At 69.0% G+C, this 13,109-nt stretch carries 12 protein-coding genes; 9 read left to right on the forward strand and 3 right to left on the reverse strand.

The window, feature by feature from the left end:
* Positions 1–24 precede the first annotated feature (24 nt).
* The 3 genes from MCHUDSM44219_RS05160 to MCHUDSM44219_RS05170 are packed head-to-tail and all read left to right on the forward strand — an operon-like array spanning position 25 to position 3,142.
* On the forward strand, positions 25–633 hold the full coding sequence (locus MCHUDSM44219_RS05160; RefSeq protein ID WP_048417160.1) for a TetR/AcrR family transcriptional regulator: 609 nt from the start codon (positions 25–27) through the stop codon (positions 631–633).
* Positions 634–673: 40 nt separating this feature from the next.
* The gene (locus MCHUDSM44219_RS05165; protein ID WP_048417161.1) at positions 674–1,660 is read left to right on the forward strand and encodes an SDR family NAD(P)-dependent oxidoreductase; all 987 of its coding nucleotides are present in this window, start codon (positions 674–676) and stop codon (positions 1,658–1,660) included.
* A 42-nt stretch (positions 1,661–1,702) separates the two neighbouring features.
* Positions 1,703–3,142: an APC family permease gene (locus tag MCHUDSM44219_RS05170; RefSeq protein ID WP_048417162.1), complete on the forward strand. Its 1,440-nt coding sequence runs from the start codon at positions 1,703–1,705 to the stop codon at positions 3,140–3,142.
* Between the two features lie 63 nt (positions 3,143–3,205).
* Here the strand turns inward: MCHUDSM44219_RS05170 and relZ are convergent, their stop codons facing one another.
* Positions 3,206–4,933 carry a bifunctional ribonuclease/(p)ppGpp synthase gene (relZ, locus tag MCHUDSM44219_RS05175; RefSeq protein WP_048417163.1) on the reverse strand — a complete coding sequence of 576 codons (1,728 nt, stop codon included), beginning with the start codon at positions 4,931–4,933 and terminating at the stop codon, positions 3,206–3,208.
* Positions 4,934–4,965: 32 nt separating this feature from the next.
* Between relZ and purB the strand changes: the two genes are divergently transcribed.
* From purB to MCHUDSM44219_RS05190, 3 genes are read left to right on the forward strand one after another with little or no spacing between them, the layout of a single operon-like run.
* Positions 4,966–6,393: an adenylosuccinate lyase gene (gene purB / locus MCHUDSM44219_RS05180; RefSeq protein ID WP_048417164.1), complete on the forward strand. Its 1,428-nt coding sequence runs from the start codon at positions 4,966–4,968 to the stop codon at positions 6,391–6,393.
* 14 nt (positions 6,394–6,407) lie between these two features.
* On the forward strand, positions 6,408–7,619 hold the full coding sequence (locus tag MCHUDSM44219_RS05185) for a cytochrome P450 (protein WP_048417176.1): 1,212 nt from the start codon (positions 6,408–6,410) through the stop codon (positions 7,617–7,619).
* 19 nt (positions 7,620–7,638) lie between these two features.
* Positions 7,639–8,220, forward strand: a complete 582-nt coding sequence (locus MCHUDSM44219_RS05190; RefSeq protein ID WP_048417165.1) for a DUF1707 SHOCT-like domain-containing protein — start codon at positions 7,639–7,641, stop codon at positions 8,218–8,220.
* Between the two features lie 15 nt (positions 8,221–8,235).
* On the opposite strand, the gene MCHUDSM44219_RS05195 is transcribed toward MCHUDSM44219_RS05190, so the two are convergent.
* Positions 8,236–8,865 carry a hypothetical protein gene (locus tag MCHUDSM44219_RS05195; protein WP_048417166.1) on the reverse strand — a complete coding sequence of 210 codons (630 nt, stop codon included), beginning with the start codon at positions 8,863–8,865 and terminating at the stop codon, positions 8,236–8,238.
* A gap of 52 nt (positions 8,866–8,917) precedes the next feature.
* Here MCHUDSM44219_RS05195 and MCHUDSM44219_RS05200 point away from each other — a divergent pair, with 52 nt between their 5' ends.
* Both MCHUDSM44219_RS05200 and MCHUDSM44219_RS05205 read left to right on the forward strand, forming a co-directional pair.
* Positions 8,918–9,811, forward strand: a complete 894-nt coding sequence (locus MCHUDSM44219_RS05200; RefSeq protein ID WP_048417167.1) for a phosphoribosylaminoimidazolesuccinocarboxamide synthase — start codon at positions 8,918–8,920, stop codon at positions 9,809–9,811.
* A complete protein-coding gene (locus tag MCHUDSM44219_RS05205; RefSeq protein ID WP_048417168.1) occupies positions 9,808–11,922 on the forward strand; it encodes a S9 family peptidase in 2,115 nt (704 codons plus the stop codon). Before MCHUDSM44219_RS05200 ends, MCHUDSM44219_RS05205 begins: the two co-directional genes overlap by 4 nt.
* Here MCHUDSM44219_RS05205 and MCHUDSM44219_RS05210 read toward each other — a convergent pair.
* Entirely contained in the window at positions 11,919–12,335 is a 417-nt protein-coding gene (locus MCHUDSM44219_RS05210; protein WP_048417177.1) for a DUF3291 domain-containing protein, read from the reverse strand. The two genes, MCHUDSM44219_RS05205 and MCHUDSM44219_RS05210, sit on opposite strands and share 4 nt — an antisense overlap.
* A gap of 113 nt (positions 12,336–12,448) precedes the next feature.
* On the opposite strand from MCHUDSM44219_RS05210, the gene MCHUDSM44219_RS05215 reads away from it, so the two are divergent.
* On the forward strand, positions 12,449–13,003 hold the full coding sequence (locus tag MCHUDSM44219_RS05215; RefSeq protein ID WP_048417169.1) for a TetR/AcrR family transcriptional regulator: 555 nt from the start codon (positions 12,449–12,451) through the stop codon (positions 13,001–13,003).
* The last annotated feature ends 106 nt before the right edge of the window (positions 13,004–13,109 follow it).

The raw sequence follows: 13,109 nt of genomic DNA on the forward strand, positions 1-13,109 counted from the left end.
TGCCGCAACCCTGTGACTGGCACGATGTCAAGCGTGACGGCAGCAGTCACTCCCAAGGGAGAACGTCGGCGGTATGCGCTGGTCAGCGCCGCTGCCGACCTGCTGTGCGAAGGCGGCTTCGACGCGGTTCGGCACCGCGCCGTGGCCCGCCGGGCCGGACTGCCGCTGGCGTCGACGACCTATTATTTTTCTTCGCTGGATGACCTGATCGCCAAGGCCGTGGAGTACGTCGGAACGCTGGAAACCCAGGCGTTGCAGGACCGGGTGGCCACGTTGTCGCGGCGCCGGCGCGGCGCGGAGTCGACCGCCGACATCCTCGTCGATTTGCTCGTCGGGGACAGTCGCGAACGCGTGACCGAACAATTGATCTCGCGCTACGAACGTCTCATCGCCTGCGCGCGCCAGCCCGGACTGCGTGACATCCAGAGCAGAATCCTCAAGCACCGCACCGATGCCGTCATCGAGGTCGTCGAGCGGTGCGGGCGATCCGTGCGCGCGGAACTGCTCACCGCGCTCGTGTGTGCGGTGGACGGCGCGGTGGTCGCGGCGCTCGTCGGCGACGGCGACGGACCGCGTGCCACGGCCCGGGCCACGTTGATCGACGTGATCGACGTGCTCGCCCCCTTCGACTAGCGACGTTTGTCTTCGACGGCCGATGGTTAACCACTTTCCGGTGATCCTCACCGACTCCCTGGGTGCCGTGGTGGACACGGTCCTGGACCGTTCGGTGGTGCTGGGCTACACGAAGATCGGTTCCCGGTTGCGCGGGCTGTGGTGGCCAGCCGATCCCGCCCCCGACGCGATGGCCGGTAAGCGGGTGGTGGTCACCGGTGCCACGGCCGGCATCGGATCGGCGATGGCCGCATCTTTCGCGCGCCTCGGCGCCACCGTCCATCTGCTCGGGCGCGACCCGGGCAGAGTGGCCCGATCGGCGGCGACCGTGCGCGCCGCCGTCGCCGGCGCCGACGTGGTGGAGGAGGTCTGCGACGTCGCCGATCTGGCGGCCGTCCGGTCGTGGACCGCCGACCTGATCGCACGCGTCGAGGCGCTGCACGGGCTGGTGCACAACGCGGGGGTGATGCCCAAGCAGCGCGCCGAGACCGCACAGGGCCACGAGGTGCAGTTGGCCTGCCACGTGCTGGGCCCGCATCTGATGACCGACACCCTGTCGGGGCTGCTGCGCGCGGCCGGCGAGTCGGCCGTCGTCTTCATGTCGTCCGGAGGTATGTACAGCGCGCCGGTGAAGCACTGGACCCTCGACGAACTCGAATCCCGCGACGGGCCGTACAACGGGGTGCGCGTCTATGCGCGGACCAAACGCATGCAGGTTCTCCTCGCCGACGCGTGGGCGAACCGCTTGAGCGACAGCGGTATTCGGGTGTACAGCACGCACCCGGGCTGGGTCGAGACGCCGGGCGTCGCCGAGGCGCTGCCGGTCTTCCGCCGCGTGACCCGGCCGCTGCTGCGCGACACCGCCGACGGCGCCGACACCGCCGTCTGGCTGGTGGCCACCCGTCCCGAGTCCGGTCCCGGCCACTTCTGGCACGACCGCGCCCAGCGCCCGACGACGTTCGGGTGGGAGCGAGGCGCCGACCCGCAACGGGCCGCAGCGTTCCTCGACGAGGTTTCCGCGTTGGCCCTGCGGAGCACTGAAGAGTGATCGATGATGGGTGAGCCGAGCGACGAATAAGGGGGAGGCGTGATGGCGGAATCGTTGACCAGCCAGGAGAGCGCGGACAGACAACCCGAACTGAAGCGGGTGATGGGTCCGGGTCTGCTGCTGTTGTTCATCGTCGGCGACATCCTCGGCACCGGCGTCTACGCGCTCGTCGGCGACGTGGCCGCTGAAGTCGGTGGTGCGGCCTGGCTTCCGTTCCTCGTCGCGTTCGGCATCGCAGCCGTCACGGCCTTCAGCTACCTGGAGCTGGTGACGAAGTACCCCCAGGCCGCGGGCGCCGCGCTGTACGCGCACAAGGCTTTCGGCATCCACTTCATCACGTTCCTGGTGGCGTTTGTGGTGATGTGCTCCGGGATCACCTCGGCCTCAACGGCTTCCAGGGCATTCGCGGCGAACTTCTTCGAAGGCATCGACGTCGACGCGCCCAAGCTCGGTGTGGCGATACTCGCACTGGCGTTCATGGCGGCGCTCGCAGCGATCAACTTCCGCGGCGTCGGGGAGAGCGTCAAGCTCAACGTCGTCCTCACCATCGTCGAGATCACCGGCCTGGTGGTGGTGATCCTCGTCGGGCTGTGGGCGTTCACCGGCTCGGGCGACGTCGACTTCTCCCGCATCGTCGCGTTCGAGACGGCCAGCGACAAGAACACCTTTCTCGCCGTGACCGCGGCCACCTCCCTGGCGTTCTTCGCCATGGTCGGCTTCGAGGACTCGGTGAACATGGCCGAGGAGACCAAGGACCCGGTCAACACGTTCCCCAAGATCCTGCTGACCGGCCTGTCGATCGCCGGGGTGGTCTACGTCCTGGTGTCGATCGTCGCCGTGGCGCTGGTGCCGATCGGCACGCTGGAGGAGAGCGACACCCCGCTGGTCGAGGTGGTCAAAGCCGGTGCGCCGGGCCTGCCCATCGACACGATCCTGCCCTTCATCACCATGTTCGCGGTGTCGAACACCGCGCTGATCAACATGCTGATGGCGAGTCGCCTCATCTACGGCATGGCCCGCCAGCGGGTGCTGCCGCCGGTGCTCGGGACGGTGCACCCGACCCGCCGCTCGCCGTGGGTGGCCATCGTGTTCACCACGCTGATCGCGTTCGGGCTGATCCTCTACGTCAGCACCTTCGCCAGCAGCAACGCGATCTCCATCCTCGGTGGCACCACCAGCTTGCTGCTGCTCGCCGTGTTCGCGGTGGTCAACGTCGCGGTGCTGGTGCTGCGGCGCGATGTGCGGCAGGCCGGCGGGCACTTCAAGACGCCGACGATCATGCCGGTGATCGGGTTCGTGGTCTCGCTGTATCTGGTCACCCCGCTGTCCGGGCGGCCCGCGCAGCAGTACATCGTCGCGGGCGGGCTGGTCGCCCTCGGGGTGGTGCTGTTCTTCCTCACCCAGCTGATCAACCGTCAGCTCGGGATCCGCGATGCCCGCATCACGGACCCGACACACCTGGGCACAGGCCCCAACGACTGACCCGGCCAGCTCTGGTGTGCGTCCAGATCGCTCACGGGGCCGCGTACGCGATCTGGCCGCACACTAGGCCGGCGGACGTCCCTGGCTGAGGCGAGCAGACCTGTTCTCCAGCAACTTGATTCGATGAGCGTTGCCGGGCAGGTCGATGTAGCGCGCACCGTAGACCGCCAGCAGCGCGTCGTCGAGGCGACGGACCGCGCCGGCGGGGAAGCGGTAATCCATCGCCGCGTTGACGGCGTCGGTGTCGACGCCCGCCAGCAGCGCGTCGACCTCGTCGATCGAGTCGACGCCCAGGTCCAGCAGCAGCCCCGCCATCCAGCCGTAGTGGTCGGTGCGGGACCAGCCGGCTTCGGGGAAGCGGTTGGCCAGATAGGTCGCCAGCACCGGCGTCGGGATGCCGGCTCCCTCAGCGGACTGCGGCGCCCGATCGGCCGGTGTCGTGGACCGCAGCCGTTCGCGGATCGCCGAGAACTCCAGGTCCGCCAGCTCGAGCAGCCCGGCGGCGAGGGTGAACCGGCGATCCAGGTCGGGGGCGTCCTCCTCCGGGATCGACCCCTTGTAACGCACGTCGTGCTCGAACTCGGCCCACGCGTGCTGCAGGATCGTGCGCACCTGCACCGACGCCGGCTGCTGCTCGCCCTCGATGCCCAGCAGCAGATGCCTGCTCGCGTAGCCCCAGCGGCCCTCGCTGGCCGTTTCCACCCCCATGTCGCGGTCGTCGAGCAGCCGCATCTCCTCACCGAGCAGCCGGGCCACCGCGGCCACGTCGTCGCGCAGGTAGGTGATGACGCGCAACCCGATCTGGTCGGTGATCTCCGAGAGCGGATCGGCGTACAACCGGCGCCCGTCGACATGGCGATCGGCCTTGGCCGCGAAGGAGGCCACCGACTTGGTCCGCGCCGTCACGCTGAGGTAGTTGATACCGGCGTCGTCCAGCAGTGCGGTCACCGCGGCTAGATACCGCTCGGTGGAGGCCACCAGGTGTGGACGCCGCTCGGCATAGGTGGCGATGGCGTCGTGCACCGCCCCCGGCGTCGGCTCGGGCGGCGCGGGCTCCAGATCCGACGGCAGGGTGGGCGTGACGATGTAGCCGGTCTCGGCGTCCCCGTAGCACGTCACGCCGTCCGGCCGGCGCGCCGCGTACATCGCCACGTACGCGCACACCACCGCGTCGACCGGATCCTCGACCCGGCGCAATTCGCTTTTGCGCTCGGCCTTCTCGGCCATCGCGCGCAGCCCGATCCAGTCCTCGCAGTCAACCACCCGCAACGACGGGTCCGCGGTGGCCAGCCCCTCGACGAGCTCCATGAGCCGCAGCAGTTCCGCGCGCAGTTGCGCGACGCCGCGGCCGGGCTTCGCCTTGTACTTCAGCGTGCGGCCCAACCGGAACAGCGCCACCGTCGCCGCGTGCGGATACACCTCCAGCGCGCGCCGGGGCGACCCCGAGAGTGGATCGATGTCGAGGTCGAGTGCCTCGGCGAGGCGGCCCGCGCGGGTGCCGTCGGCGAACTCCGGTTTCCCGGTGTTCGACGGGTGCGTGCCGGCCTGAAACCGCGCGAAGTCGGCGTTGAGCGCGCGCTCGGCGGGCCGCTGGCCGGTCGCGTTGGTGACGATGATCGGCGCGTCGATGCCGACGACGCAGTCGCCCTCCACGAAGGGGGCCACCGCGGACCGGATGCTGGCGTCGTCGGTGACCGCAGAGGCCGCCACCAGCCGTCCGCCGTCGTCGACGACGGCGACCCCGGTGGGTTTGCGCTGGCCCCAGGCCAGGTCCAGACCGACGAAATACATGGCCCCTACTGTGCCCGATAGGCTGTTGGGCCGTGAGCATCCCTAACGTCCTGGCCAGTCGCTACGCCAGCGAGGAGATGGTCGCCATCTGGTCGCCGCAGGCCAAGATCGTCGCCGAACGCCGGCTGTGGCTCGCCGTCCTGCGGGCCCAGATAGAGCTCGGCATAAAGGGCGCAGACGTCCCCGCGGGTGTGGTCGACGACTACGAGCGGGTGATCGACGACGTCGACCTCGACTCGATCGCCGCGCGCGAGCGGGTGCTGCGCCACGACGTCAAGGCGCGCATCGAGGAGTTCAACGCACTCGCCGGCCACGAGCACGTGCACAAGGGCATGACCAGCCGCGACCTGACCGAGAACGTCGAGCAGATGCAGATCCGGCGCTCGCTGCAGCTCGTGCACGCCCGCGGCGTCGCCGTCGTCGCCCGGCTGGCCGAGCGGGCTTCGCTCTACCGCGACCTGGTGATGGCCGGCCGCAGCCACAACGTCGCCGCGCAGGCCACCACCCTGGGCAAGCGGTTCGCGTCGGCGGCCGAGGAGACGCTGGTGGCGCTGCAGCGGGTCAGCGAGCTCATCGACCGGTATCCGCTGCGCGGCATCAAGGGCCCGATGGGCACCGGCCAGGACATGCTCGACCTGTTCGACGGGGACACCCGCCGGCTGGCCGACCTCGAGACGCGGGTGGCGCAGTTCCTCGGGTTCACCGAGATCCTGACCAGCGTCGGCCAGGTGTATCCGCGCTCCCTGGACCACGACGTCGTGTCGGCGCTCGTGCAGCTCGGCGCCGGACCGTCCTCGCTGGCCCACACCATCCGGCTGATGGCCGGCCACGAACTGGTGACCGAAGGGTTCGCCCCCGGTCAGGTCGGATCGTCGGCCATGCCGCACAAGATGAACACCCGCAGCTGCGAACGGGTCAACGGACTGCAGGTCGTACTGCGCGGATATGCCTCCATGGCAGCCGAATTGGCGGGTGCGCAGTGGAACGAGGGTGACGTGTTCTGCTCAGTGGTGCGCCGGGTCGCGCTGCCCGACGCGTTCTTCGCCCTCGACGGACAGACCGAGACCTTCCTGACCGTCCTCGACGAGTTCGGCGCCTACCCGGCGGTGATCCAACGCGAACTGGACCGCTACCTCCCGTTCCTGGCGACGACGCGCATGCTCATCGCGGCGGTGCGCGCGGGTGTCGGGCGGGAGACCGCGCACGAGGTGATCAAGGAACACGCGGTCGCGGTGGCGCTGGCGATGCGCGAGCGCGGGGCCGAACCCGACCTGCTCGACCGGTTGGCCGCCGATCCGCGGCTGCCGCTGGACCGGGCCGCGCTCGACGCCGCGCTGGCCGACAAGCAGGTCTTCACCGGCGCCGCGGGCGATCAGGTCGACCGGGTGGTCGCCGCCGTCGACGACCTCGTCGCGCGCTATCCCGACGCCGCCGCGTACACCTCCGGCGCGATCCTGTGACGGTGACCGCGGGCATGCTGGCCGGGATCGACTTCACCGATCTCGACAACTTCGCCGCGGGATTCCCGCACGAGCTGTTCGCGCTGCACCGCGAGCAGGCGCCGGTCCACTGGCACGAACCGACCGAGAACACCCCCGACGGCGAAGGCTTCTGGTCGGTGGCCACGCACGCCGAAACCCTTGCCGTGCTGCGGGATCCGGAGACGTACTCGTCGGTGACCGGAGGCGACCGGCCGTTCGGCGGGACGCTGCTGCAGGACCTGTCCATCGCCGGTCAGCTGCTGAACATGATGGACGACCCGCGCCACGGCGCGGTGCGCCGGCTGGTCAGCTCCGGCCTGACCCCGCGCATGATCCGGCGCGTCGAGGACGACCTGCGCACCCGGGCGCGCCGTCTGCTCGATCAGGTGAACCCCGCCGAGCCGTTCGATTTCGTCACCGACATCGCCGCCGAAGTGCCGATGCAGATGATCTGCATCCTGCTCGGAGTGCCGGAATCCGAACGGCATTGGCTCTTCGAGGCGATCGAACCCAGCTTCGACTTCGGCGGATCCCGGCGGGCCGCGATCACCCGGCTCTCGGTCGAGGAGGCCGGCTCGCGGATGTTCGCCTACGGCCAGGAACTGATCGCCGCGAAGAAGGCCGCGCCGAGCGACGACATGCTCTCGGTGGTGGTGAACTCCGGCGACCCGGAGCTGACCGACATCGAGAGCTACCTGTTCTTCAACCTGCTGTTCAGCGCCGGCGCCGAGACCACCCGCAACGCCATCGCCGGCGGACTGCTGGCCCTGGTCGAGAACCCGCAGGCCTACGCGGCGCTGCGCGCGGACCCCGGCCTCCTGCCGACAGCGATCGAGGAGATGGTGCGCTGGACCTCGCCGTCACCGTCCAAGCGGCGCACCGCCACCCGGCCGGCAACGCTCGGCGGACACCGCATCGAGCCCGGGCAGAAGGTCCTGGTCTGGGAGGGCTCGGCGAACCGCGACGCGGCGGTGTTCACCGACCCCGACCGCTTCGACATCGCGCGCAAACCCAATCCGCACTTGGGTTTCGGCCAGGGTGTGCACTACTGCCTGGGCGCCAACCTCGCCCGGCTCGAGCTGCGGGTGATCTTCGAGGAACTGCTCGGGCGTTTCTCGACGGTGCGGCTGGCCGCGCCCGTGGAGTGGACCCGTAGCAATCGGCACACCGGCATTCGCCACCTGGTGGTCGAACTGCGGGCGTGACCCCTCTACCCTGGAGCCGATGGACTCTGAACAACCCGATCTGAGGGTCTCGGATGCCGACCGGGCCGCGGTGACGCGGGCTCTCGAAAGCGCCGTGGGGCAGGGAATGCTCTCACTCGACGAGTACACCGAACGCGTCGACGCCGTGCTGGCCGCCCGCACCCGAAGTGAACTCGATGCCGTGATCGCCGACCTGCCGGTGAATCGCCGACCGGTGGCCGGCATCGACGGGCAGCCGCATGAGCTGCGCAGCTGGATGTCGAGCATCTCCCGCAAAGGTCGGTGGACGGTGCCGCCGCGGCTGCTGCTGAGGACCCGGATGTGTTCCACCACTCTCGATTTCACCGGCGCGGTCGTGCACGGGGCGCTGGTGGAGATCGAGATCGACGACTATCTCGGTTCCACCGAGCTGATCCTGCCCGACGGGGCGACCGCCGACCTCAACGGTGTGGCGAATTTCGCCGCCTCCACCGCGGTCAAGGTGGCGGCCAGCCCGCCGTCGAGCCGGCTGCACGTGGTCGTCAGGGGCCGGGTGCGATTCGGCTCGCTGACGGCGCGGCATCCGTTCGGGACGACGCTGCGCCACTGGATGTCGCACTGACGCGGTTCGCCGGGGTCACGTGTGGCGCAGATTGGCCGCGCGGATGCCCGTCGCCCGCAGTTCCAGGGCGGCCAGCCCGCGGATCGCGGTGCGGTCCTGACTGCGCCACGCGCCGACCGGGTCCGGGCTGACGGCGGCGAGCTTGGCCAGCGGGCGGTTCGCCAGCGCCCGCAGCGCCAGCAGTTCCTCGCCGGCGGCGGTCGACGCCAGTGTGATGGCGGTCCACTGACGCCGGAAGAAGCGCACGCGCAGAAACAGCCACGGCATCATCAGCGCGAGAATCGGTGGTGCAGCCACGGCCAGGGCCAGCAGCCAGGCCAGCCACCCGGCCGTCACCCCCAGGGACTGCCCGGCACCGGCGATCTCGCGGGCGGCGTCACCGGCCGCGCTGAGCGGACTGGCCAGCGAATCGCCGATCAGGGGCACGTTGTCGGCGCTGCGGCCCGCGGAGTCGAGGTTGCCCGCCACCCCGTTGGCGCCGCTCTCCACCCGATAGCCGAACTCGGCGATCGTCGCGACCGCCGAGTGCACGGCCATGCCGACGAACACCCAGACCGCCGTCCAGGCGATCACCACCAGGTCGCTGAACAGCTGGGACAGCAGCCGGCCGGGCGTTGTGGCGTAGGGGACCCACCGCGATTTCATGCGATCGATCACAGCACACAGAGCGTCTCCGGTGGACCGATAGGCTGACCCGATGCGCCCCGCTCTGTCCGACTATAAGCACGTCGCCAGCGGAAAGGTTCGCGAGATCTACCGCGTGGACGACCGGCACCTGTTGTTCGTCGCCACTGACCGCATCTCGGCCTACGACTACATCCTCGACAGCGAGATCCCCGACAAGGGCCGCATCCTGACCGCGATGAGCGTGTTCTTCTTCGACCATCTGCAGGTGCCCCACCACCTGGCCGGTGCGCCCGACGACGCCCGGATCCCCGAGGAGGTACTCGGCCGTGCGCTGGTGGTGCGGCAGCTGGACATGCTGCCGGTCGAGGCGGTGGCCCGCGGCTACCTCACCGGATCGGGGCTGATCGACTACCAGAAGACCGGCAGCGTCTGTGGGATCCCGCTGCCGCCGGGGCTGGTGGAGGCCAGTCGGTTCGCCGAGCCGCTGTTCACCCCCGCGACCAAAGCCGAACTCGGTGAGCACGACGTCAACATCACGTTCGACGACGTCGTCGGCTTGATCGGGGCGGAGCGAGCCGAACAGCTGAAGGAGCGCACGCTGCAGACCTACCGCCGGGGCGCCGAGCACGCGTTGACCAAGGGCATCATCGTCGCCGACACCAAGTTCGAGTTCGGTGTCGACGGATCCGGTGAACTGGTCCTCGCCGACGAGGTGTTCACCCCCGACTCGTCGCGCTACTGGCCCGCCGATGACTACACCGAAGGCGTCGTGCAGAACAGCTTCGACAAGCAATTCGTGCGCAACTGGTTGACCGGCCCCGAGTCGGGGTGGGACCGCCACGGCGACCGGCCCCCACCGCCGCTGCCCGCCGACATCGTCGACGCCACGCGAGCGCGCTACATCGAAGCTTACGAACGCATTTCAGGGTTGCGTTTCGACGACTGGATCGGAGGGCGGCTGTGAAGCCACCGGTGGCCAAGCGGGTCGACCATCACCGGGAACACCACGGTGACGTGTTCGTCGACCCCTACGAATGGCTGCGGGAGAAGGCCAGCACCGAGGTGATCGAGCATCTCGAGGCCGAGAACGCCTACACCGAGCACGTGACGGCCGATCTGGCGCCGTTGCGGCAGCAGATCTTCGACGAGATCAAGGCGCGCACCAAGGAGACCGACCTTTCGGTTCCGACCAGGCGCGGGGACTGGTGGTATTACGGCCGCAGCTTCGCCGGCAAGCAGTACGGAGTGCAGTGCCGTTGCCCCGTCACCGATCCCGACGACTGGACACCGCCCCAGCTGACCGAGGACGTCGACATTCCCGGCGAGCAGGTGCTGCTCGACGAGAACGTCGAGGCCGAGGGACACGACTTCTTCTCCCTCGGCGCCGCCAGCGTCAGCGTGGACGGCAACATCCTGGCCTACTCCGTGGACGTCAAGGGCGACGAGCGATACACGTTGCGCTTCAAGGACTTGCGGACCGGAGAGCGCTACGACGACGAGATCGTCGGCATCGGCGCCGGGGCGACGTGGGCCGCCGACAACAAAACCGTCTACTACGTGACCGTGGACGACGCGTGGCGGCCCGACACCGTGTGGCGGCACCGGCTGGGCGGGGGACTGCCGGCCGAGAAGGTGTATCACGAACCCGACGAACGCTTCTGGGTCGCGGCGGGGCGGACCCGCAGCAACCGGTACGTGATCATCGCGGCGGGCAGCGCCGTCACCTCGGAACTGCGGTACGCCGACGCGACCGACGGCGAGGCCGAGTTCACCACGATCTGGCCGCGTCGGGAGTCGGTCGAGTACTCCGTCGAGCACGCCGTCGTGGGCGGCGAGGACCGGTTCCTCATCCTGCACAACGACGGTGCGGAGAACTTCTCCCTGGTCGAGGCGCCGGTCGCCGACCCGTCGAACTACCGCACGCTGATCGAACACCGCAGCGATGTGCGGCTGGACGCGGTCGACGCCTTCGAGAACCTGTTGGTGGTCAGCTACCGCAGCGAGGCGCTGCCCCGCATCCAGCTGTGGCCGCTGCGCGGCACCGGATACGGTGAGCCGCAGGACATCCGGTTCGACTCCGAGCTGATGTCGGTGGGTCTGTCGGCCAATCCGAACTGGAGCGCGCCGAAACTGCGGATCGGGGCGACGTCGTTCGTGACGCCGGTGCGCATCTACGACCTCGACCTCGCCACCGGCGTGCGCACGCTGCTGCGTGAGCAGCCGGTGCTGGGCGACTACCGGCCCGAGGACTATGTCGAGCGGCGGGACTGGGCGATCGCCGAAGACGGTGCGCGCGTGCCCATCTCGATCGTGCACCGCGTCGGGCTGGGCACACCGGCGCCGCTGCTGCTCTACGGCTACGGCGCCTACGAATCCTGCGAGGACCCCCGGTTCTCGATCGCGCGGCTCTCGCTGCTCGACCGCGGCATGATCTACGCCGTGGCGCATGTGCGCGGCGGCGGGGAACTCGGCCGGCTCTGGTACGAGCGCGGCAAGCTGCTGGAGAAGCGGAACACCTTCACCGACTTCATCGCCGCGGGACGCCATCTCGTCGACACCGGCGTCACGGTGCCGGAGAAGATGGTGGCCTACGGCGGCAGCGCCGGTGGTCTGCTCATGGGCGCGGTGGCCAACATGGCACCTGAGCTGTTCGCCGGGATCCTGGCCGCGGTGCCGTTCGTCGACCCGCTCACCACGATCCTCGATCCGTCGCTGCCGCTGACGGTCACCGAGTGGGACGAGTGGGGCAATCCGCTGGAGGATCCCGACGTCTACCACTACATGAAGTCGTATTCGCCGTACGAGAACGTCGAGGCCAAGCGGTACCCGGCAATCCTGGCGATGACGTCGCTCAACGACACCCGTGTCTACTACGTCGAACCCGCGAAATGGATTGCCGCACTGCGCCATGTGCAGGTCGATCCCGGCAGCGACGGTGCGCGGGTCCTGCTGAAGACCGAGATGAACGCCGGTCACGGCGGAATCAGCGGACGCTACGAGCGCTGGAAGGAAGCCGCGTTCCAGTACGCGTGGCTACTGGACGTGGCCGGCGCCGGGAATGATTCCAGCGCCTAATCGGTCCGGCCGTCGTGATCCCCATCGGCCTCGTCGAGTCGCCGAAAGGCGTCCTGCCAGTCCGGAGGGAAATGGCCTTCAGGCTCCCAGAAGGTGAAAACGGAGTCGGCCATCCTCCTTCTGAACCTGGTCATCGTTGCGGCGTGCGGTTGCCTGGCCACCGCCGCATCCAGCGCGGAGCGATCGCGCCAGGCCGATAGCGTGAAGAAGGTTCTCCTCATCGGTCGGGCGATCAGGGATACACCGCTGACGCCGGGCGACCGCAGCATTTGACGGCGTATTCGCAACGCCGCAACGAAGAAGCAGGGCACGTCTCGCCATCGTCTCAGCTCGAAGCTGGAAGCCATCACCAGGGCTGCAGGTTCGTGGTGGGCATGGTTGCCAGTGGGTGTGGTCCACGGAAGGGTCGGCATGAAGAACCTCTCCAACTCGGTCTGCTGACGGTAGACGACATCTAGTCATTGTCTAGATCGCACGCTAGGCGGATATCTAGTCGCTGTCAAGATAGTCGGGCTATCATGCCCGCATGGCCAAAGCCACGTACCACCACGGCGATCTCAAGGCGACGATCCTGGCGCAGGCCGCGGTGCTGGTGGCCGAGCGCGGAGCCGACGGCATCTCGCTGCGCGAACTGGCCCGCACCGCAGGGGTGTCGCACGCCGCGCCCGCGCACCACTTCACCGACCGCCGCGGTCTGTTCACCGCCCTGGCCGCGCAGGGCTGGCGGATGCTGGCCGCCGCGCTGTCCGAGGCACGGCCCGAATTCCGCGAGGCCGCACTGGCCTATGTGCGGTTCGCAGTCGAGCACCCCGGCCACTACGCGGTGATGTTCGACCGGTCGCTCGTCGACCCCGACGACACCGACCTCGACGCGGCCCGATCGGCTGCGGGGGCAGAACTCGCCGCGGGCGTGGGAACACTGGACGACCCACGAGCAGAACAGGATCCGCAGGCCGCCGGGCTGGCGGCATGGTCGCTCGTGCACGGCTTCGCGATGCTGTGGCTCAACGACGCGATCGACACCCACGGCGACCCGGTCCAGACCGCGCAGCGGGTGGCCCGGATGCTGTTCACCCCGTGAGCGGTAGCGTCTGACTCAGTGTCAGGGTGAGGTCGCCGCTTCTCGCGGTGGTTGGGATCCTGATCATCTGGTGTCTGGCTCGTAGCATCGGTGCCGCCTTCGGGTT

Origin of the sequence: Mycolicibacterium chubuense, from assembly GCF_001044255.1 — a bacterium.
GTDB classification, from domain to species: Bacteria; Actinomycetota; Actinomycetes; order Mycobacteriales; family Mycobacteriaceae; genus Mycobacterium; species Mycobacterium chubuense.

What these genes read in the sequence shown, in the direction of transcription:
- MCHUDSM44219_RS05215 (WP_048417169.1), top strand. Translation starts at nt 12,449, where the DNA reads ATGGCCAAAGCCACGTACCACCACGGCGATCTCAAGGCGACGATCCTG.
- MCHUDSM44219_RS05200 (WP_048417167.1), top strand. Translation starts at nt 8,918, where the DNA reads ATGCGCCCCGCTCTGTCCGACTATAAGCACGTCGCCAGCGGAAAGGTT.
- MCHUDSM44219_RS05210 (WP_048417177.1), bottom strand. Translation starts at nt 12,335, where the DNA reads ATGCCGACCCTTCCGTGGACCACACCCACTGGCAACCATGCCCACCAC.
- relZ (WP_048417163.1), bottom strand. Translation starts at nt 4,933, where the DNA reads ATGTATTTCGTCGGTCTGGACCTGGCCTGGGGCCAGCGCAAACCCACC.
- MCHUDSM44219_RS05185 (WP_048417176.1), top strand. Translation starts at nt 6,408, where the DNA reads ATGCTGGCCGGGATCGACTTCACCGATCTCGACAACTTCGCCGCGGGA.
- MCHUDSM44219_RS05160 (WP_048417160.1), top strand. Translation starts at nt 25, where the DNA reads ATGTCAAGCGTGACGGCAGCAGTCACTCCCAAGGGAGAACGTCGGCGG.
- MCHUDSM44219_RS05195 (WP_048417166.1), bottom strand. Translation starts at nt 8,865, where the DNA reads ATGAAATCGCGGTGGGTCCCCTACGCCACAACGCCCGGCCGGCTGCTG.
- MCHUDSM44219_RS05190 (WP_048417165.1), top strand. Translation starts at nt 7,639, where the DNA reads ATGGACTCTGAACAACCCGATCTGAGGGTCTCGGATGCCGACCGGGCC.
- MCHUDSM44219_RS05170 (WP_048417162.1), top strand. Translation starts at nt 1,703, where the DNA reads ATGGCGGAATCGTTGACCAGCCAGGAGAGCGCGGACAGACAACCCGAA.